The 20,707-nt window shown below is 69.5% G+C and carries 16 protein-coding genes and 1 pseudogene; 8 read left to right on the top strand and 9 right to left on the bottom strand.

Annotated features, from left to right (window positions below; genetic code table 11):
• Positions 1–63: 63 nt before the first annotated feature.
• Positions 64–1,305 carry an oxygenase MpaB family protein gene (locus AC0LPE_RS08505; RefSeq protein ID WP_490606021.1) on the bottom strand — a complete coding sequence of 414 codons (1,242 nt, stop codon included), beginning with the start codon at positions 1,303–1,305 and terminating at the stop codon, positions 64–66.
• Positions 1,306–1,361: 56 nt separating this feature from the next.
• On the opposite strand from AC0LPE_RS08505, the gene AC0LPE_RS08500 reads away from it, so the two are divergent.
• Complete coding sequence (locus tag AC0LPE_RS08500; protein ID WP_229567846.1) at positions 1,362–1,985, top strand: TetR/AcrR family transcriptional regulator; 624 nt, start codon at positions 1,362–1,364, stop codon at positions 1,983–1,985.
• A gap of 142 nt (positions 1,986–2,127) precedes the next feature.
• Positions 2,128–2,418, top strand: a pseudogene (locus AC0LPE_RS08495) (DUF3349 domain-containing protein); the annotation flags it as partial.
• A gap of 192 nt (positions 2,419–2,610) precedes the next feature.
• On the opposite strand, the gene rdgB reads toward AC0LPE_RS08495, so the two are convergent.
• From rdgB to clpS, 7 genes are all read right to left on the bottom strand, one after another.
• Positions 2,611–3,222 (bottom strand): RdgB/HAM1 family non-canonical purine NTP pyrophosphatase, encoded by a 612-nt coding sequence (rdgB, locus tag AC0LPE_RS08490; RefSeq protein WP_490606327.1) that lies wholly within the window; start codon positions 3,220–3,222, stop codon positions 2,611–2,613.
• Between the two features lie 7 nt (positions 3,223–3,229).
• Positions 3,230–4,018 carry a ribonuclease PH gene (gene rph / locus AC0LPE_RS08485; RefSeq protein ID WP_490606020.1) on the bottom strand — a complete coding sequence of 263 codons (789 nt, stop codon included), beginning with the start codon at positions 4,016–4,018 and terminating at the stop codon, positions 3,230–3,232.
• A 34-nt stretch (positions 4,019–4,052) separates the two neighbouring features.
• Positions 4,053–4,814, bottom strand: coding sequence for a cyclic nucleotide-degrading phosphodiesterase (locus AC0LPE_RS08480; protein WP_088897424.1), 762 nt, complete (start codon positions 4,812–4,814; stop codon positions 4,053–4,055).
• A 143-nt stretch (positions 4,815–4,957) separates the two neighbouring features.
• Positions 4,958–5,584, bottom strand: a complete 627-nt coding sequence (locus AC0LPE_RS08475) for a rhomboid family intramembrane serine protease (RefSeq protein ID WP_145692450.1) — start codon at positions 5,582–5,584, stop codon at positions 4,958–4,960.
• Positions 5,585–5,610: 26 nt separating this feature from the next.
• A complete protein-coding gene (locus AC0LPE_RS08470) occupies positions 5,611–6,705 on the bottom strand; it encodes a P1 family peptidase (RefSeq protein ID WP_490606019.1) in 1,095 nt (364 codons plus the stop codon).
• Positions 6,702–7,280, bottom strand: a complete 579-nt coding sequence (aosR, locus tag AC0LPE_RS08465; RefSeq protein WP_088897427.1) for an oxidative stress transcriptional regulator AosR — start codon at positions 7,278–7,280, stop codon at positions 6,702–6,704. The genes AC0LPE_RS08470 and aosR overlap by 4 nt, the downstream gene beginning before the upstream one ends.
• Positions 7,281–7,304: 24 nt before the next feature.
• Positions 7,305–7,661, bottom strand: a complete 357-nt coding sequence (gene clpS, locus AC0LPE_RS08460) for an ATP-dependent Clp protease adapter ClpS (RefSeq protein ID WP_088897428.1) — start codon at positions 7,659–7,661, stop codon at positions 7,305–7,307.
• Positions 7,662–7,730: 69 nt separating this feature from the next.
• Between clpS and AC0LPE_RS08455 the strand changes: the two genes are divergently transcribed.
• From AC0LPE_RS08455 to AC0LPE_RS08445, 3 genes are read left to right on the top strand one after another with little or no spacing between them, the layout of a single operon-like run.
• Positions 7,731–9,062 carry a nicotinate phosphoribosyltransferase gene (locus tag AC0LPE_RS08455; protein ID WP_490606018.1) on the top strand — a complete coding sequence of 444 codons (1,332 nt, stop codon included), beginning with the start codon at positions 7,731–7,733 and terminating at the stop codon, positions 9,060–9,062.
• A gap of 5 nt (positions 9,063–9,067) precedes the next feature.
• On the top strand, positions 9,068–9,685 hold the full coding sequence (locus tag AC0LPE_RS08450; RefSeq protein WP_160876352.1) for a nicotinamidase: 618 nt from the start codon (positions 9,068–9,070) through the stop codon (positions 9,683–9,685).
• 25 nt (positions 9,686–9,710) lie between these two features.
• Positions 9,711–11,756 carry an ATP-dependent DNA helicase gene (locus tag AC0LPE_RS08445; protein ID WP_172414889.1) on the top strand — a complete coding sequence of 682 codons (2,046 nt, stop codon included), beginning with the start codon at positions 9,711–9,713 and terminating at the stop codon, positions 11,754–11,756.
• Positions 11,757–11,760: 4 nt separating this feature from the next.
• On the opposite strand, the gene glgP is transcribed toward AC0LPE_RS08445, so the two are convergent.
• Positions 11,761–14,337 (bottom strand): alpha-glucan family phosphorylase, encoded by a 2,577-nt coding sequence (glgP, locus tag AC0LPE_RS08440; protein WP_490606017.1) that lies wholly within the window; start codon positions 14,335–14,337, stop codon positions 11,761–11,763.
• A 526-nt stretch (positions 14,338–14,863) separates the two neighbouring features.
• On the opposite strand from glgP, the gene AC0LPE_RS08435 reads away from it, so the two are divergent.
• The 3 genes from AC0LPE_RS08435 (at position 14,864) to glgB (ending at position 20,690) form a co-directional block, all read left to right on the top strand.
• Entirely contained in the window at positions 14,864–16,054 is a 1,191-nt protein-coding gene (locus AC0LPE_RS08435; RefSeq protein WP_248690839.1) for an IS30 family transposase, read from the top strand.
• Positions 16,055–16,464: 410 nt separating this feature from the next.
• Positions 16,465–18,483: a maltotransferase domain-containing protein gene (locus tag AC0LPE_RS08430; RefSeq protein ID WP_016696452.1), complete on the top strand. Its 2,019-nt coding sequence runs from the start codon at positions 16,465–16,467 to the stop codon at positions 18,481–18,483.
• On the top strand, positions 18,480–20,690 hold the full coding sequence (gene glgB / locus AC0LPE_RS08425) for a 1,4-alpha-glucan branching protein GlgB (RefSeq protein ID WP_490606016.1): 2,211 nt from the start codon (positions 18,480–18,482) through the stop codon (positions 20,688–20,690). Before AC0LPE_RS08430 ends, glgB begins: the two co-directional genes overlap by 4 nt.
• Positions 20,691–20,707: the final 17 nt, after the last annotated feature.

The raw sequence follows: 20,707 nt of genomic DNA, 5'->3' as shown, positions 1-20,707 counted from the left end.
TCGCGAGTTCCCGATCGAAGCGGCCGCGGGAGGAGCACGATGCTCCTCCCGCGGCCGCTTTCGTCATACCTGCAGGGCGCCCACGTCCGGCTTCGCGGCACCGAACTTCAGTGCCAGTTCGCGGCGTGCCGCACGTTCGCCGAGGTGTTCGAGCAACCGGCGCCCGGGAGCCGATCTCTTCAGGACCTGCGATTTGACGATGTTCGTCGCGACGACGGGGACGACCGCCCAGGGCGGGGTGACCGGTAGCCCCAGATCGTGGAGTCCCTGCTCCCCGAGGAAGAAGCGCAGCATGCTGAGCAGCCGCAGTCGTTCGTAGGCACCCCGGACCCGGGAGAAGCGTCCGTAGTCGAGCGTGCGCTGACCGTCGACGAGCGCGCGGGACAGATCGGCGCCCGCGGGTGTGACGTCGTCCTGCACGAGCACCACATGGTAGTTGAAGCGGTGCTGCTCGCGTTCGGAGTCGAACAACCATTCTTCGTCCACGCCCATGAGCCAGCCGACGTACTTCCACAGGTGCATCACGGCGCGGGATTCGTCGCGGCTCACGGTGTAGCCGAGTGCGCGAACACCCAGGAGCAGGGTGCCGTTGAACAGTCCGAGGGTCGCGGCCTGGTCGGTCTGGTTGATCGGCAGTCCCCAGTGCTCGATGTCCCATCGGCCGTTGTTCTCGAACCGGTCGTTGACGAGTGCGTGCATGGCGCGTACGTGCACGGTGAGCTTGAAGCCGTCCCCGTTCCGGCGCATGCCGCCGGGCTCACCGACGGCGGTGCCCCACTTCTGGGTCTCGCCGAGACGGCGCATGGCGGTGGATCCGGTGAGTCCGCCGGTCTCGACGAGGAGGTCCGGCGGCCCGCCGAAGCGGTAGCCACCGATGAGCGACAGTTGGAGCAGCACGTCGTTGCGGGTGCGGCCCATGCGACGGAATGCCCGTGCACCCTTCTCGAGCAGGTCCCGGTCCACCCAGTCGGGGACGGTGTCGACGACGGCGAAGAACTCGCGCAGCGCAGCGGGTGCATCGGGTACCGCGTCGATCCCGTGTGCCAGTGCCCGGTGGAACTGCTTCATGGTGACGCGTTCCGGGTCGTCCCGGTCGCGGCGCATACCGCGGACGAGCGCGGCCCCCACCTCGTCGCGGGCGAACATCCTCCGGCCGATGCGGTCGAGCAGGTGCTGATCCACCTCGTGGATCCGGGCGAACTTCTTCAGCGGTCTCCCGATGCGCTCGTTGCGGGGCCGATTGCCCTCGTACCGCGTGGGGTACGGGCGCGTGCTCTCGTCCCGTAGCAACTCCTGTGTCACCATGAGGCGATGTTCACACGAGCTGTTACTCGCGTTCAATTCGCGTTTCCGGTGCGGCGATGAGCCCGAGCGACCGGCGCCGGCGGCGCGCGCCGCAACAGGAACGTTCCCGCGCGATGGTCGAACGGATCATCACCGCAGGTCGCACGGTTCTGCTGGAAAACGGCTATGAAGGTGCCTCGACGAACCGGATCGCGCGCGTGGCGGGGATCAGTCCGGGCTCGCTGTACCAGTACTTCCCCGACAAGGACGCCATCGTCGCGGAGGTGGTGGACCGCTGGACGGACGGGATGCATGCTCGCATTTCGCGCGTGTTCGCGGACGCTCTCGAAGGCCCGCCCACCCCCGTATCGGTGCGCGACACGATGGGCGAACTGCTCGACGCGCTCGCCGAGAATCCGCGCCTGCTCCAGGTGCTCATCGAGGAACTACCGCGCTCGTCCGACAGCCGGCTCGCCGCCTTCGAACGACGGATCGACGACCTGCTCAACATGTGGCTGCGTTTCCATCTCCGCGGGCGCGGCGACCGTCCGGTGGAGGCGATCGCGTGGATTCTCGTGCGTACGGTCGAGAACGTGGCCGTCTCGTACGTTCTCGACCGTCCCCCGGTGCATCGGGACGTCGTGGCCGACGAGCTCACCGCCATGGTCACGGCGTATCTGCGGGACATGTCACTGCCCTGACGGGGGACATGTCACTGCCCTGACGGGGCGAATCAGGTGTTCCTCGCTATCGTGGCGGGAACCCTGTGACCCTGACAGGGGGTCCCGGCCGGACATTTCGGGTTCGAACGGTCCGTGCGGGACGGTGAGTGAGGAGGCGACGATGGCGCGTTGGAATCCACGGGTGGTACTGGACTGGTTGCGTGCGGGATATCCCGAGGGGATCCCGGCGAAGGATCACTTCGCGTTGCTCGCCGTGCTCAAGCGTCGTCTCACCGACGAGGAACTCCTCGAGGCGATCGAGACGGCAGCGGCGACCGCGTCCGAGCACCCGGAGCGGCAGGTCGACCACGACACCCTGCGGAAGATCGTGGCAGGGGTGATCCACGAGGAACCGGACCCGCAGGACGTCGAGCGCGTCCGTGAACAGCTGGTCGCTGCGGGCTGGCCCGTCGTGGGCGGTGAACTCTCCCGCGGCGACGAGCCGACCGGACCCTCCGAACCGGATACGCAATCGACGGCCGAGACGGCTGCGGCGCCGGCACCCGACGCTGATGCTGCATCGGATACCGGCGCCGAGGAGCCCGTGCGCGAGGAGCGTGGGACGCAGGCCGGCGCGCGTTAGCGGCTCGCGGCGAGCCGCGAATCAGGCGCTTGCGGCGAGCGCAGCGAGGGCGGGCACGAGCTGGGCGAGTGCCCGTCCTCGATGCGACTGTGCGTCCTTCTCCTCCGCGGACAGTTCCGCGGCGGTGCGTTCCTCGCCTTCGGGGCGGAAGATCGGGTCGTAGCCGAAACCGTTCTCGCCCCGCGGCTCGCGCACGATGCTGCCGCGCCATTCGCCGCGCACGACGGTCGTGACGAATCCGTCGTCCGACGGCACCACGAGCGCGCAGGCCGACACGAACGCCGCGCCGCGACGCTCGTCGGGCACGTCCTGCATCTGGCCGAGCAGCAGTGCGGTGTTCGCCTCGTCGTCACCGTGGCGTCCGCTCCAGCGCGCCGAGAGCACGCCGGGCATGCCGCGCAGGGCGTCGACCTCGAGACCGGAGTCGTCGGCGACGCAGGGCATCCCCGTGGCTGCGGCGCCGTCGCGGGCCTTGGCTCCGGCGTTCGCCTCGAAGGTCTCCCCCGTCTCGGGTGCCTCCGGGTAGGGCGGGAGGGTGTCGAGGCCGACGAGTTCGATGCCCTCGATCCCGGCGCGGTCGAGCACGCGCTGCAGTTCGCGCAGCTTCTTCGCGTTGCGACTTGCGACCAGCACCCGCACGTCAGACTCCGAACTTCTTCTTGACGACCTCGGCCTCGATCGGCTCGGGCAGGGTGCCCGGGTACGGCTCGGCGAGCACCTCGCGCTGGATGCGGCACAGTTCCTCGATACCGGCGAGCGAGGAGTCGAGCATCGCGTCGAGCGTGGAACGCGGGAAGGTCGCGCCTTCGCCGGTGCCCTGGACCTCGACGAGGGTGCCCGTCTCGGTGGCGACGACGTTCATGTCGACCTCGGCGCGCACGTCCTCCTCGTAGGGCAGGTCGAGACGGACACGTCCGTCGACCACGCCGACGCTGACAGCGGCGATCTGGCACGAGATGGGCTGCGGGTCGGCGAGGCTGCCGGCGGCACGCAGGTAGGTCACCGCGTCGCACAGTGCGACGTAGGCGCCGGTGATCGCCGCGGTGCGGGTGCCCCCGTCGGCCTGCAGCACGTCGCAGTCGATCGCGATGGTGTTCTCGCCGAGCGCGGCGAGGTCGATGCATGCGCGCAGCGACCGGCCGACGAGCCGGCTGATCTCCTGGGTGCGGCCGCCGAGCTTGCCCTTGACCGATTCGCGTCCGCTGCGGGTGTGGGTGGCGGCGGGAAGCATCGCGTACTCGGCGGTCAGCCAGCCGAGACCGGAGCCCCTACGCCACCGCGGGACGCCTTCCTCGACGCTGGCGGTGCACATCACGCGGGTCTGTCCGAATTCGACGAGCACGGAGCCCGCCGGGTGGTTGGTGAAACCCCGGGTGATGCGAATGTTCCGGAGTTCGTCGTCCGCTCTGCCGTCTTCTCGTGTCGTCACTCGTCCGAGCCTAGGCGATCCGGGGACGGGCCTTTCAGATGCGGTACACGTCTCCGGCGGTGACCGCGTGGACCGGTCCGGAGTACTCGGCCTTGGCCTCGGCGATGACGTCCTCGCGGGAGGTCCACGGCGGGATGTGGGTCAGGAGGAGTTCGCCGACACCCGCGAGGGCTGCGACGCGACCGGCCTCGGTACCCGACAGGTGCACGCCCTCGGGGCGTTCCCCCGGCGCGTGGGTCCACGACGCCTCGGCGAGCAGCACGTCGGCGCCGCGGGCGAGTTCGACGACCGAATCGCACATCCCGGTGTCGCCGGTGTAGACGAGGGTGCGGCCGGAGTCGCTGGTGATGCGGAAGCCGTAGGCCTCCGGCGGGTGGTGGACGCGGCCGGGACAGATGGTCAGGCTCCCGAACCGGATCTGCTCGCCGTCGCCGAGCATCCGGACGTCGAGGGTGTCGCTGACGTCGTCGACCTCGCCGGGGATCTCCGCGGACGCCACGCCGATGCGGTGGGCGGTGCCGGCGGGACCGTAGGTGAGGACGCGACCTTGCGGCGGCGACGGGGAATAGCGGCGCCAGACCAGCAGACCGGGCAGGTCGAGGCAGTGATCGGCGTGCAGATGCGACAGCAGGATCGACACTTCGCCGGGGTCGGCGTGGCGCTGGAGCGCACCGAGGACGCCGGGACCGAAGTCGATGACCAGGGGTGGGGTGTCCGGTGCCGTCAGCAGATAGCCGGAGGCTGCGGAATCAGGCCCGGCCACACTGCCCGAGCACCCCAGAACGGTCATGCGCATATCAGCCATGCTGCCATGCCGAAGGTCCCTCGATGAAGCCAACGCGCGTATTGCGGCGCAGACTCACAGTGGCCGGGAAGGTGTGACGCGCGGATCGTTCTGCCTCTTCGCGCGGCCGATCGGTGGGTTGTCGACGTGGGTGGTCAGCGTGGCATGACGGAGGTGGTGGTGCGGCGGGCGCGACGCGCGTCCGCGGACAGCGCCCATGCCGCGAGGACGCCGCCGACCGCACCGAAGAAGTGCCCTTCCCAGGAGATCCACGGTTCGCTCGGCAGCACGCCCCACAGCATGCCGCCGTAGAGGAACAGCACCACGACTCCCAGCAGGATCTGCCCGGCCTTGCGGGTGAACACCCCGCGCACGATCAGGTAGGTGAGCCACCCGAAGATCAGGCTCGACGCTCCGATGTGGGTCTCACCCGAGCCGGCGATCAACCACGTCCCCACCCCGGCGACGACCCAGATGATCGCTGTCGCGGCCAGGCCGCGCCCGATGCCGGAGAGCAGCACCAGGAAGCCGAGGACGAGTGCGGGCACGGTGTTGGCGGTGAGGTGGGCCCAGTCGGCGTGCAGGATCGGCGCGAACAACACGCCCCACAGCCCGTCGGCGGTGCGTGGTTCGACACCGGCCGCGTCGAGATCGGCGGGGAGCACCGCATCGACGGCCTCGATGCCGTAGAGCATCGCGACGAACCCGCCGATCCACAGACCGGCACGTTGCCAGATCGGCCGGATGCGGGTGTCGGCGCCGGTACCGCTGGGAATGGTCATGGCACCATTCTGCCGTCACGTACCGGTCAGCGGCCGAAGACCGAGGGCAGCACGTCGCGGTAGGCGGGGATGTCGGCCACCGAGGTCGCGGACAGGATGGCGTCGACGATCGCGCGTTCGACCACCACCGCCGCGGCCTCGCACACCGCGGCGAGGATCGGCAGTTCGGCGGCGAAGGCCGGGATCGACGGGGCATCGCCCAGTGCGTCGGAGACGTCGGCAGTGCCGGTCGAGAGCGCGAAGATCGTGTCGCCGTCGAGCGGGGAGTGCGCGGGACGTATCGCGCGGCCGAGACCGTCGTGTCCGGTGACCGCGACGCGACGGCACGCGGCCTTCGACAGCGGTGCGTCGGTGGCGACCACACCGATCGTGGTGTTGAGGACGGTGCCCTTGTCGCCGAGCGCGCGGGCCGCGGCCAGATCCGACGCGGAGGGCGACGACAGTCCGAGTTCCTCGGCGCGCGCGGCGTCGACACCCCAGGGCAGGCCGGTCACGGGGTCGAACACCGAGCCGACGGGGTTCGCCACCATCAGCGCCGCCACGGTCACCCCGGCCGCGGGGCCGTCCGTGATCCGCACGCTCGCCGATCCGATGCCGCCCTTGAGCGCCCCGGCGCGGGCACCGGTGCCCGCACCGACACTGCCGCGCGCGAAGTGTGTGGAACTGGCGGTGGCCGCGGCGGTGCAACCGGAATCGGCGGTCGGGCGCGCGGACCACTGCCCCACCGGCAGGTCGAAGATGACGGCGCCGGGGACGATCGGGACGACCGCGCCGGGCGCGCCCATCGGGATCCCCTTGCCGTTCTTCTCGAGATAGCGCATCACGCCGTCGGCGGCAGCCAGCCCGTATGCACTGCCTCCGGTGAGGAGCACCGCGTCGACGCGCTGCACGGAGTGGCTCGGATCGAGCAGGTCGGTCTCCCGGGTGCCCGGTCCCCCGCCGCGCACGTCCACCGAGGCGACGGCGGACGGGTCGGCGAGCACGACGGTGCATCCCGTGGCGGCGCCCGTACCGGGAACCTCGGGGGTGCCGACGGTGACCTCGGGATCGAGGTGCTGCCAGTGACCGACACTCAGACCCGCCACGTCGAGCAGCGAATCGGTCGGTCCCGGCACGATCACGGCTGCAGCGCCTGGACGAGGGAGTCCTGCATCCACGTCAGCCAGTGGTAGACGTCGAGATGCGGGGCACGCGGATCGTCGTCGTCGAGGACGTCGGGGGTGTCGGCGTCGATGCCGAGGGTGGTACCGAGCGCGAGCCGCACGTCGTTGAGTCCGTACAGCCAGGCCTCGGCCTGTTCGGGATTGAGCACCACCTTGCCGCCGCCCTCCGGCACGGTGCGCAGGATGACCGCGCCGGCGGCGAGCTTGGCGTCGATGATGCTCGGTTCGTGCAGGCTCCGCATCGCACCGTTGAGGTCGGCTGCGTCGTCGCCGACATCGGCGACGGCATCGGCGTCGGGGCGGTGGAACTCGGGTAGGAGGCGTCGCAGCGCCGGGATCTCGGGCGGGGTGGCGTTACCGGTGCGCAGGCCGGTCAGCGCCGCGAGGTCGTCCTGCGGGGCCTGTCCGGCGCGTTCCTCGAGCATGCCCAGCACGGAGGACACGAGCGACCGCAGCACCGACGCTTCGTGGGCGTCCATCTCCGACCGGAGCTTGGGGCCGCTGAGCGAGTTCTTCCTGGTCCACTGCCGCACGTCGGTCGGGCCCTCCTGTGGGGATCATTCGTCGCGTTGCATCGTCGCCCACAGTCCGGCGGCGTGCAGACGCTGCACGTCGTGTTCCATCTTGTCACGCGAACCACTCGACACGACGGCCTTGCCCTCGTTGTGGACCTTGAGCATGAGCTCGGTGGCCTTGGCCTTGCTGTACCCGAACAGCTTCTGGAAGATGAACGTCACGTAGTGCATGAGATTGACGGGGTCGTCCCAGACCACGGTCACCCATGGCCTGTCGACCGCTTCGATCTCCTCGACGATTTCGGCCTCGGCCGGAACGGCCTGTCCCGCCATGGCCCGAACGGCCTGGGCCGCCGTCGATCGGACGTCGAGCGGAGTGGTCGTACTACACGGCGCCATGTTCCCAGGGTACGACTTCGGAGCATCGCGAAAAACCCGCCTCGGAGGGCGTGGCTCTACAGTGATCGGGTGCCCGAAGCCATTCACCGTGCCGGTCGTCCCGGTACCGCATTGTTCACGGACAAGTACGAGTTGACCATGCTCGAGGCTGCCCTGGCGGACGGCACGGGCGACCGCCCGTGCGTCTTCGAGGTCTTCGCCCGGCGCCTTCCCCCGGGCAGGCGGTACGGCGTCGTCGCGGGCACCGCACGGTTGGTGGAGGCACTCGAATCGTTCCGGTTCGACGAGGCCGAACTCGAACTCGCCGCCGGTTTCCTGGCTCCGCGGACCGTCGAGTGGTTGCGCGACTTCCGGTTCTCCGGCGACATCGACGGCTACCGCGAGGGTGACTTCTACTTCCCGGGTTCACCGATCCTGTCGGTGAGCGGCACCTTCGCCGAGTGTGTGCTGCTCGAGACGCTGACACTGTCGATCTTCAACCACGACAGTGCGATCGCCTCCGCGGCGGCGCGCATGGTGAGTGTGGCCGACGGCCGCGCGCTCATCGAGATGGGGTCGCGGCGCACCCATGAGGAAGCGGCGGTCGCCGCGGCGCGCGCGGCCTATCTCGCGGGCTTCGACTCGACGTCCAATCTGCAGGCCGCGCAGCGGTACGGCATCCCCGCGGCGGGTACCGCCGCGCACGCGTTCACCCTGCTGCACACCACGACGGCCGGCCGCGACGAGGCGTCCGCCTTCCGCAGCCAGGTCGAGAGCCTCGGTGTGGGGACGACCCTGCTGGTGGACACCTACGACATCACCGAGGGCGTGAACACGGCGATCGCGGTGGCCGGCCCCGAACTCGGTGGCGTGCGGATCGATTCGGGCGATCTCGGTGTGCTCGCCCGCCAGGTGCGCGAACAGCTCGACGGACTCGGCGCGACCCGCACGAAGATCGTGATGTCCGGTGATCTCGACGAATACGGGATCGCGGGTCTGCGCGCCGAACCGGTCGACGGCTACGGCGTCGGCACGTCGCTGGTGACCGGCTCGGGGGCTCCGACGGCGGGCATGGTCTTCAAGCTCGTGGAAGTCGACGGCCTCGCGGTCGAGAAGCGCAGTGCGTCGAAGGAGTCCCGCGGGGGCGCGAAGCGGGCCGTCCGGTACGCGCGGAGGACGGGCACGCTCGTCGAGGAGGTCGTGTACCCGGCCCGCGCCGAGCAGGTCCCGCCGGGCGAGGGTTCGCAGGTCCACGAACTGATGATCCCGCTGGTCCGCGGCGGCGAGGCGGTCGGCGATCTGCCTACCCTGGAGGAGAGCCGGGAGTACTTCCGGCAGGGCATGGTGCGTCTGCCGTGGGAGGGCCTGACGCTCTCGGCCGGGGATCCCGCCATCCCCACCCGCTTCGTCCGTGAGGGGTGAGTGCCATGCGCGCACTGCTGGTGGTCGACGTCCAGAACGACTTCTGCGAGGGCGGTTCGCTCGCCGTGGAGGGCGGCTCGCGGGTGGCGTCCGACATCACTCGGTTCCTGCAGGCGCGCGGTGACGACTACGCGCACATCGTCGCGACCCGCGACCACCACGTCGATCCCGGAGACCATTTCTCTCCCGAACCCGATTTCGTCGACTCGTGGCCGCCGCACTGCCGGGCAGGGACGCCGGGCGCGGACTTCCACCCGGAGCTGACCACGGACCGGTTCGAGGCCGTCTTCTCCAAGGGTGCCGACGACGCCGCCTATTCGGGCTTCGAAGGAACCGACGACGAGGGCACGACGTTGGCGTCGTGGCTGCGCGACCGCGGCGTGACGGACGTCGACATCGTCGGGATCGCCACCGACCACTGCGTGCGGGCCACCGCGCTCGACGCGATCGAGGAGGGTTTCGGCGCCCAGGTGCTGCTGCCCTACACCGCGGGGGTGTCGGAGACGACGATCCGCCCCGCCCTCGAGCGGATGCGCGAGGCCGGTGTCGAGCTGGTCACCGACCTTCCCGGCGTCACCGATATCACCGAAGTCACAGGTAGCGGGGCCGCAGGCCGAAGGTGACGGTGGGGACCGATACCCTGTGCCGGTGCCGGATCTCCCCGAAGTCCCAGAATTGCTGCGAACCGCGGTGCACGCGCTGGGCGGTAAGGAGCGGCGCAACCAGCTGACGATGGCCTCGGCCGTCGCGCACAGCATCGACACCGGCGAACACCTCGCCGTGCAGGCCGGCACGGGTACCGGTAAGTCGCTGGCCTATCTCGTGCCGAGCATCCGGTACGCGGTGAAGACGGGCCGCACCGTGGTGGTCTCCACCGCGACCATCGCCTTGCAGCGGCAGCTCGTCGAACGCGACCTGCCACGACTCGCCGACGCCCTCGCCGGTTCGCTCGGCCGGCGCCCGCGTTTCGCGATCCTCAAGGGTCGCGGAAACTACCTGTGCCTGAACAAGATCCATACCGGTCTCGCCGAGGAGACGCCCGACGCCGAGTTGTTCGACGCGTTCGCCCTCTCGCGCATCGGCCGCGAGGTGCGGCGGGTGACGGAGTGGTCGTCCACCACCGAGACCGGCGACCGCGACGACCTGTCCCCCGGCGTCTCCGATCAGGCCTGGCGTCAGCTGTCCGTCACCGCGCGCGAATGCCTCGGCAAGTCGCGGTGCCCGGTGGGAGAAGACTGCTTCGCCGAGATCGCGCGCGCCGAGGCCGCGCAGGTCGACGTGGTCGTCACCAACCACGCGCTGCTCGCCATCGATGCGATCACCGGCATCTCGATCCTGCCCGAGCACGATGTCGTGGTCGTCGACGAGGCCCACGAACTCGTCGATCGGATCACGAACGTCGCCACCGCCGAGTTGTCGCCGGGCACGGTGTCGGCGGCCGCGCGGCGCTGCGTCAAGCTCGTCGAGGACGAGGAGATCGACCGGCTCGACGGTGCCGCCGAGAACTGGGAGTCGTTCCTCGAAGAACTACCGGCGGGTCGCTGGGACGAGCTGCCCGAGGGCGCCGCGGCCGCGCTGGCCTCGATCCGCGATGCCGCCTGGGCCGTGCACACGGCGATCGGACCGGCCAAGCCCGGCACCGATCCCGAGGTCGCCGCGGCCCGCAGTCAGGCGCTCGCGGAGATCGACGAGGTGCACGACTGCGCGGTCCGGGTGCTGACGACCTTCGAGCAGCGAGACCCTTCGCAGCGACCCGACGTCGTGTGGCTCGCCGCCGACGAGTTCCGCGGCAACGTGCGCCGCACCGTGCGGGTCGCGCCGCTGTCGGTCGGTGGGTTGTTGCGCAGCCGGTTGTTCGGTGAGTCCACCGTCATCCTCACCTCCGCGACCCTCACGGTCGGCGGGTCGTTCGACGGACTCGCGGTCAACTGGGGTCTGCCGCCGCAGTCGCCGGCCCGCAGCGACACCACCTCCGCCTCCGGTGCCGAACCTCCGTCCGACAAGGGCGATCTCGCGTGGAACGGGATCGACGTGGGGTCGCCCTTCGATCACGCGAAGGCGGGCATCCTCTACATCGCGAAGCATCTGACGCCACCCGGCCGCGACGGTCTGCCGCCCTCGCATCTCGACGAGATCGCCGAACTCGTCACCGCCGCCGAAGGGCGCACCCTCGGGTTGTTCTCCTCGATGCGCGCCGCGAAGGCCGCCACCGAGGCACTGCGCGAGCGTCTCGACACACCGATCCTGTGCCAGGGCGACGACGCGACCGGCGCGCTGGTCGAGAAGTTCGCAGCCGACGAGGCGACGAGCCTGTTCGGTACCCTGTCGCTGTGGCAGGGTGTCGACGTTCCGGGCCCGTCGCTGTCGCTGGTGATCATCGACCGCATTCCGTTCCCCCGCCCCGACGATCCGCTGCTGGTCGCCCGGCAACGCGCCGTGGAGGCTCGCGGCGGCAACGGGTTCATGGCGGTCGCCGCCAACCACGCCGCGCTGCTGCTGGCGCAGGGTGTCGGGCGTCTGCTGCGCAGCACCGACGACCGGGGCGTGGTGGCGGTGCTCGACTCGCGTCTGGCGACCGCGCGGTACGGCGGTTATCTGCGTGCGTCGCTGCCGCCGTTCTGGGAGACGGCCGATCCGGCGGTGGTCCGCCGGGCACTCACGCGTCTGCGCGGCCGAGCACCCGGCGGGTCCTGATCTCCTACGGGAGCGCGACCATGCCGAGTTCGGCGGGTGAGGCGAGCAGCCCGTGCCTGGGCAGTACCCTCACCGTGTAGCCGACGGCGCCGGCGAGCGGCAGCGGCACGGTCGCGGTGAACTCCTCCCCCAGAGGGTCGGTACCGATGTGCTCCATCGCCACGGTGACGGGGTCGCCGATCGTGTCGTCGGAGCCCACGCGCCCGACCACGGCCTGCACCTCGACGTCCTCCGGGGTCAGGTCGCCGAGCTGGACGTGCGCGGTCAGCCCCAGCGGCAGGCCGATCTGCGGCACGTCCGGGATCGGCGTCGAATCGACCTGCGCGACACGCACTCCCGGCCACGACGCCTCGATGCGGTGCCGGTAGTCGGCCAGCGCCCGCGCGCCCGCGTAGTCGTCGGCGGTCACCTTCGCGGCCGCCGCGGCCGCGGGGATGTAGTAGTCGACGGCGTAGTCGCGCACCATGCGCGAGGCGAGCACCTTCGGGCCGAGATTCTCGAGCGTGTGGCGCACCATCTCGATCCAGCGGGCCGGCACCCCGTCGGAGTCACGGTCGTAGAAGCGCGGCAGCACCGAACGTTCGAGCAACTCGTACAACGCGGCGGCCTCGAGATCGTCGCGACGGGTGTCGTCGACACCGTCGGCGGTGGGGATGGCCCAGCCGTTCTCGCCGTCGAACATCTCGTCCCACCATCCGTCGCGGATGGACAGGTTGAGACCGCCGTTGAGAGCCGACTTCATGCCCGACGTGCCGCACGCCTCGAGCGGGCGCAGCGGGTTGTTCAGCCACACATCGCAACCCCAGTACAGATAGCGGGCCATCGACATGTCGTAGTTGGGCAGGAAGACGATGCGGTGCCGCACGTCGTACTCGTCGGCGAACCGCACGACCTGCTGGATGAGCGCCTTGCCGCCGTCGTCGGCGGGGTGGCTCTTGCCGGCGACGACGAGCTGCACGGGCCGTTCGTCGTCGAGCAGCAGCGCGCGCAGCCGTTCGGGGTCGCGCAGCATCAGGGTGAGGCGCTTGTAGGTGGGCACGCGCCGCGCGAACCCGACGGTGAGCACGTTCGGATCGAAGACCGACTCGATCCAGCCGAGTTCGGCTTCGGTGGCGCCGCGTTCGAGCCACGACTCGCGCAGCCGGCGACGCACCTCGGCGACGAGCTGCGCGCGCAACGTGTTGCGGGTCGACCACAGTTCCTTGCGGTCGATGGTCTGGAGCAGTTCCCAGCCGCGGGCCTCCTCGACCCGGTCGGGTCCGGCGAGGCGGTTGGCGAGCGCGATCCATTCGCGCGCGGCCCAGGTGGGGGCGTGGACACCGTTGGTGACCGAGCCGATGGGCACCTCGGCGGCGTCGAATCCGGGCCACAGTCCTTCGAACATGCCGCGGCTGACCTCGCCGTGCAGCTTCGACACGCCGTTGCAGCGCTGGCCGAGGCGCAGACCGAGATGGGCCATGTTGAACACGTTCGGGTTGCTCTCGCGTCCGAGCGCGAGGATGCGGTCGACGGTGAGGCCGGGCAGCAGTGCCGACTCGTTCTCGCCGTTGGTGCCCGAGAAGTAGTGGCGCACGAGATCGATCGGGAAGCGGTCGATACCCGCGGGCACGGGGGTGTGGGTGGTGAAGACCGTGCCGGCCCGCACGGCGGCGAGCGCTTCGTCGAAGTCGAGTCCGGCGCCGGTGACGAGTTCGCGGATGCGTTCGGCGCCGAGGAAACCCGCGTGTCCCTCGTTCATGTGGAAGACGTCGGGGTCGGGCAGACCGTGGATGCGCGTGTAGGCGCGCACCGCGCGGACACCGCCGACGCCGGCGAGGATCTCCTGCTTGATGCGGTGGTCCTGGTCGCCGCCGTAGAGGCGGTCGGTGACCCCGCACAGCTCCTCGTCGTTGGAGGGGATGTCGGAGTCGAGCAGCAGCAGCGGGACGCGCCCGACCTGGGCGATCCAGATCCGCGCGTCGAGTGTGCGTCCGCCCGGCACGGCGACCTGCACGAGCGCGGCGGTGCCGTCGGCCTCGGTGAGCAGTCGCAGCGGCAGGCCCTGCGGGTCGTAGGAGGGGTAGTGCTCCATCTGCCAGCCGTCGGCGCTGAGCGACTGCCGGAAGTAGCCGGACCGGTAGAGCAGGCCGACGCCGATGAGCGGCAGGCCGAGATCGGAGGCGGCCTTGAGGTGGTCGCCGGCGAGGATGCCGAGGCCGCCGGAGTAGTTCGGCAGCACCTCGGTGACACCGAACTCCATGGAGAAATAGGCGATGCCGGCGGGCAGTGTCGTGCCGCGCTCCTGCTGTTCCTGGAACCAGCGGGGGCGGGTGAGGTAGTGCTCGAGGTCGGCGGCGGCGGCGTCGAGGCGGGCGAGGAAGTCGCCGTCCTCGGCGAGCGCGTCGAGGCGGGCCGGCGGCACCTCGCCGAGCAGCCGGACGGGGTCGTTGCTGCACCGGCGCCACAGGTCCGGGTCGACCGATTCGAACAGGTCCTGGGTCTGCGGGTGCCAGGACCATCGGAGGTTGGCCGTCAGGGCTCCCAGCGCAGCCAGCCGCTCGGGAAGATGGGCTCGTACGGTGAACCGGCGCAGTGCTTTCACGGGGAGCACACTACCGACCGACCGCGCTTCGTGACGGCCGGGCGGCGGATCTCACGTGCCCGGATCCACGCCGGTCGCGGACGGGATCGCCCGGCACACGGAGAGGCCCCGCGGCGTGCACGGCGGGTTCACATGATCGTCGCAACACTCTCAACGAGAGGTTGCGACGATCATGTCGTTCACGGAGGACTGCGACCGGTTCGGTAACCAACTGGCACGACTGATCGATGCCGGGATTCCGGTCAAGGAGGCCGCGGCCGCGATCGGGCTGCCCCGGCAGCGGTGCTACGCGATCTTGAGGGCCATCGACCGGCCGGCGGGTAGATCCCGTGGCCCGGCCGGCACCGCCGACCGTGCGCTGATCGTGTCTGTCTACAACGAGACCGGGTCGATCAATCGGGCGGCGAAGGCATCGAAGGTCGCGCACTCGGTGGCCCGCCGGATCCTGGTGGACGAGGGACTGGTCGGCAGGGAGAAAATCTCACCGAAGGGCAAACTCGAAGCCAAGCGTCGTTGCCTGGAGTTGATCGCAGCGGGCTGGTCGGCCAGACGAGCAGCCCGTGAGGTCGGGGTCAACGAACGCACCGCACGGGACTGGCGGCAGGGAATCCGGCGCTCGAACAATAAGCGGATCCATCCCGATGGGCGGGTGGTGGACTACCACCACGGAACCGTCTACACACAGTCTGTGACCAGTGTGACCTGTGAGGGCAGCGGACGGCCGGCGATCAGCGACCGGTATCTGTCGACCGAGGACCGGATCGCGATCGCCGACGGCCTGCTCGTCGAGGATTCGCTGCGAACCATCGCCGCTCGGATCGGCAAGAACGTCTCGACCGTCTCGCGGGAGATTCGTCGGCACAGCATCGAGGGCAGCTACCTGCCGTATCAGGCCGATCGAGCCGCCGCCACGGCCCGGGCGCGGCCCAAGCAGTCCAAACTGGTGGTGAACACGGTCCTGCGGGCAGCGGTCGAGGAAGGCCTGTCCCGGAAGTTGTCACCGGAGCAGATCTCGCACCGTCTACGCCGGGATCATCCCGACGACGAAAGTATGCGGGTGAGCCACGAAACGATCTACCAAGCCCTCTACTTCCAAGCCCGAGGCGGCCTCAAAAAGCAAGTACAACAGTCACTTCGGACCGGACGGGCGAGACGTAAACCGCACCGCGCGGACGGTCAGCGGTATCAGCGATTCACCGATCCGATGGTGATGATCAGTGACCGGCCCGCCGAGGTCGCCGACCGTGCGGTGCCCGGGCACTGGGAAGGCGATTTGATCACCGGTGAGCTGAACAAGACCGCGATCGGCACCCTCGTCGAACGCACCACCCGCTACACGATGCTGCTGCACCTGCCGAACGGGCACGACGCCGAATCCGTGCGGGACGCGCTCATCGCCGCGATGAAAGACCTGCCCGCCCATCTTCGTGGCTCGCTGACCTGGGATCAAGGCGCCGAGATGGCCCGGCACAAGCAGTTCGGTATCGCTGCCGATATGGCCGTCTACTTCTGTGACCCGGCCAGCCCCTGGCAGCGCGGCACCAACGAGAACACCAACGGACTGCTGCGGCAGTATTTCCCCAAGGGCACCGATCTGAGTGTCTACAGCCCGGCGGACCTCGAGCACGTCGCCCAGGAGCTCAACGGCCGGCCACGCAAAACGCTCGGCTGGGATACTCCAGCCGAGCGTCTGCGTGATCTAATCACCACCAACTAACAGCGGTGTTGCGTCGACCCCTTGAAACCGCCCACACCGCGGGGCCTTCTCTCCTGTGGCCGACCCCCCGTCGGCCGGTGGACTCAGAGTCCGCCGAGGAGCAGGTGCAGCAGGTCTCCGACGACTCCGATCAGACCGGCAACCAGACCCATGTGTTCTTCCCTTCGTCGTGCCCCCGAGGAGGCTGTTGTTGTCTTGCAGAACAAACAGTAGGGAGCGGGGTGTTGCCGTCCGGTCAATTGAAGTGAACGGTGAGTTACAGATAATTTCGGTGCTGCAGAGGGGATTCTTCGCGGGTCCCGCTGCATGCACAGCCGCGCGGCGCGACCTCCATTACGGTGGTTCGAGACACGGTCGTTGCCCCCATCGGCCCTGCTCGTCCACCCGGACCCGCACGGAACGGAGCTAGCGTGACAGGTCGGCTCGCCATCGACGACGTACAACCCTCCATCGACGGAGGGCGTTATCCGACGAAGGCGGTCGTCGGGGAGGTGGTGCCGGTCTCCGCTGTCGTGTGGCGTGAGGGCCACGACGCGATCGCCGCGACACTCGCCGTCCGAGGACCGGCCGACGATCCCGAATCCGCGGGCAGGCTGGTGCGGATCCCGATGGTCCCGGGCACCGAACCCGACACCTTCCACGCCACCTTCTCCCCCACGAGCGTCGGCGCGTGGACCTACCGGGTCGAGGCGTGGAGCGACCCGGTCGCGACCTGGCGCCACGCGGTCACCGCGAAGACCGACGCCGGGCAGGACGCCACCGAACTCGCGAACGATCTCGAGGTCGGCGCACGGATCTTCGAGAAGGCCGCGAAGGGCGCACCGCGCGGCAACCGTCCCGCTCTGCTCGCGGTCGCTGCGTCCCTGCGGTCCGACCGTCCGCTGGCCGAGCGCGTCGCTCCGGCCTTCTCCCCCGACGTCACCGAGATCCTCCGCGCCCATCCCCTCCGCGAGCTGGTCACCCGCGGAAAGGCGTTCACGGCGTTCGCCGATCGCCGCCGCGCGCTGTTCGGTTCCTGGTACGAGTTCTTCCCCCGGTCCACCGGCGGCTGGCACGAGGACGGAACCCCGCGGCACGGCACCTTCGCCACGGCCGCCGCCGATCTGCCGCGCATCGCGGCGATGGGATTCGACGTCGTCTACCTCCCCCCGATCCACCCGATCGGCAAGGTCAACCGCAAGGGACCGAACAACACCCTCGTCGCCGGCCCGGACGACGTCGGGTCGCCCTGGGCGATCGGTTCCGACGAGGGCGGTCACGACGCCATCCATCCCGAACTCGGCACCGAGCAGGACTTCCGCGATTTCGTCGCCCGAGCGAAGGAACTCGAGCTCGAGGTCGCCCTCGATCTCGCCCTGCAGTGCGCCCCCGACCACCCGTGGGCCCGGGAGCATCCGGAATGGTTCACCGTGCTGCCCGACGGCACGATCGCGTACGCGGAGAACCCGCCCAAGAAGTACCAGGACATCTATCCGATCAACTTCGACGACGACCCCGAGGGCATCTACGCCGAGGTCCTGCGCGTGGTCCGGCACTGGATCCGGTTGGGCGTCGACATCTTCCGCGTCGACAATCCGCACACCAAGCCCCCGAACTTCTGGGAGCAGCTCATCGCCGAGATCAAGCGCACCGATCCCGACGTGCTGTTCCTGTCGGAGGCCTTCACCCGGCCCGCCCGCATGTACGGGCTCGCGCGACGCGGATTCACGCAGTCCTACACGTATTTCACGTGGCGGGTCGCGAAATGGGAGCTCACCGAGTTCGGTACCGAGCTCGCCGCGAAGGCCGACGAGGCCAGGCCGAACCTGTTCGTCAACACCCCCGACATCCTGCACGAGACGCTGCAGCACGGCGGGCCCGGCATGTTCGCGCTGCGTGCGGCGCTCGCCGCCACCCTGGCTCCCTCGTGGGGCGTGTACTCGGGATACGAACTGTTCGAGCACCTCGCGGTGCGGCCGGGCAGCGAGGAGTACCTCGACTCGGAGAAGTACCAGTTGCGGCCGCGCCGATACGACGAGGCCCGCCGGCGCGGCGAGTCGCTCGAACCGTGGCTGACCACCCTCAACCGCATCCGGCGCGCGCATCCGGCCTTGCAGCAGCTGCGCAACATCACCTTCCACCACGTCGACAACGACGCGCTGATCGCCTATTCGAAGTTCGATCCGTCCACCGGAGACTGCGTGCTCACGGTGATCAACCTCAACCCCTACGGGGCCGAACAGGGCACGGTCTGGCTCGACATGCCGGCGATCGGACACGACTGGCACGACCACTTCCCCGTTTACGACGAGGTGAGTGGGGAACAGTACTCGTGGGGACAGGCCAACTACGTGCGCCTCGAGCCGTGGCGGGCGGTGGCACACATCCTGGTCCTGCCCCCGATCGGCATCCCCACCCGCACAACGCTCGCCTACAGGAGGCAGTCGTGACCGTGCCGCCCCAGACGCCGGGCGCCGATGTTCCGCGCCGGCGCCACAGCCCGCGACCGGAGGACCTCGACCTGCTCGCCGCCGGCGAGCACCACGATCCGCACGCGGTGCTCGGGGCCCATCCGCATCCGGAGGGGACGGTCATCCGGGCACTGCGCCCCGGGGCCGAGAAGGTCGCCGCCCGCATCGGGGGTCGCGACCATTCGCTCGAACCCGTGGGCGAGGACGTCTTCAGCGCCCTGATCCCGGTCTTCGATCTCGCCGACTACCGGCTCGTGGTGACCTATCCGTTCGATCACGTCGAGGTCGTCGCGGACGGCTACCGCTTCATGCCGACGCTGGGCGAACTCGACCGTCACCTGCTGCGCGAAGGCCGGCACGAACGGCTGTGGGAGGTGCTCGGCGCCCATCCGCGGACCTACGAGACCCCGGACGGCCCGGTGACGGGCACGTCCTTCGCCGTGTGGGCGCCGGGCGCACGCGGGGTCACCGTCACCGGCGACTTCGACGGCTGGGGCGGACGCACCGCCCCGATGCGGGTGCTCGGCTCGAGCGGCGTCTGGGAGGTCTTCGTTCCCGGCATCGAACCGGGCGCGCTGTACAAGTACCGGGTGCACGGCCGCGACGGATCCGTCCGCGACAAGGCCGATCCGATGGCGTTCGCCACCGAGGTGCCGCCCGCAACCGCGTCGAAGGTCACCGAGAGCCGCTACACCTGGAACGACGACGACTGGGTCGCGACCCGCGAGAAGGCGCAGCCCTGGCAGGAACCGATGGCGGTCTACGAGGTGCACCTCGGTTCGTGGCGCCCGGGCCTGAACTACGTCGAACTCGCCGATCAGCTGGCCGAGTACATCCTCGAGACCGGATTCACGCACGTCGAGCTGCTGCCGGTCGCCGAGCATCCCTTCGGCGGGTCGTGGGGCTACCAGGTCACCTCCTACTACGCCCCCACCTCCCGGTTCGGCACACCCGACGAGTTCCGCGCGTTCGTCGACCGTCTCCACGCCGCCGGGATCGGCGTGATCATGGACTGGGTGCCCGCCCACTTCCCCAAGGACGAGTGGGCGCTCGCGCGCTTCGATGGCAGCCCCCAGTACGAACATCCCGATCCGCGCCGCGGTGAACAGCTGGACTGGGGCACCTACGTCTTCGACTACGGCCGCCCCGAGGTGCGGAACTTCCTCGTCGCCAACGCCCTGTACTGGATCGAGGAGTTCCACATCGACGGTCTGCGCGTCGACGCCGTGGCCTCGATGTTGTATCTCGACTACTCGCGCCCCGAGGGCGGCTGGACGCCGAACATCTACGGCGGGCGTGAGAACCTCGAGGCCGTCGCGTTCCTGCAGGAACTCAACGCCACCGTCCACAAGCACTATCCGGGGATCGTGACGGTCGCGGAGGAATCGACCTCCTGGCCGGGCGTGACCCGCTCGACGAACGTCGGCGGGCTCGGGTTCAGCATGAAGTGGAACATGGGCTGGATGCACGACACCCTCGGCTATCTCGGCCGCGATCCCGTGCACCGCACCTATCACCACCACGAGATCACGTTCTCGCTCGTGTACGCGTGGAGCGAGAACTTCGTGCTCCCCATCAGCCACGACGAGGTCGTCCACGGCAAGGGCACGCTGTGGACGCGACTGCCGGGCGACGACGCCACACGCGCCGCCGGCCTGCGCTCGATGCTCGCCTACATGTGGGCCCATCCCGGCAAGCAGTTGCTGTTCATGGGCCAGGAGTTCGGGCAGGTCGCCGAGTGGTCCGAAGAACGCGGCCTCGACTGGTGGCAGCTCGACGAACCGCTCCACGCCGGTATCCACCGGCTGGTGTGCGATCTCAACGGCATCTACCGCTCGCACCCGGCGCTCTACACGCTCGACACCACGCCCGGCGGATACTCGTGGATCGACGCCAACGATGCGCACAACAACGTCCTGTCGTTCCTGCGCTACGGCAGCGACGGCTCGGTGGTCGCGTGCCTGCACAACTTTTCGGGCACCACCTACGCCGACTATCGTGTCGGATTGCCCGAACCGGGCACGTGGGAGGAAGTCCTCAACACGGACGCGACCGCCTACCAGGGCAACGGAGCGGGCAACTTCGGCGCCGTGGAGGCGGACGAACATTCGTGGCACGGGCGTCCCGCCTCGGCTCGGGTGACCTTGCCTGCGCACGGCGCCATCTGGTTGTCGTTGCGGAGGTGACGCTGCCCGACGACAGG

This window comes from Rhodococcus sp. S3, from assembly GCF_058211795.1.
Note: the sequence above shows the minus strand (reverse complement) of the source record. Positions and strands in the feature narration are given on the sequence as shown.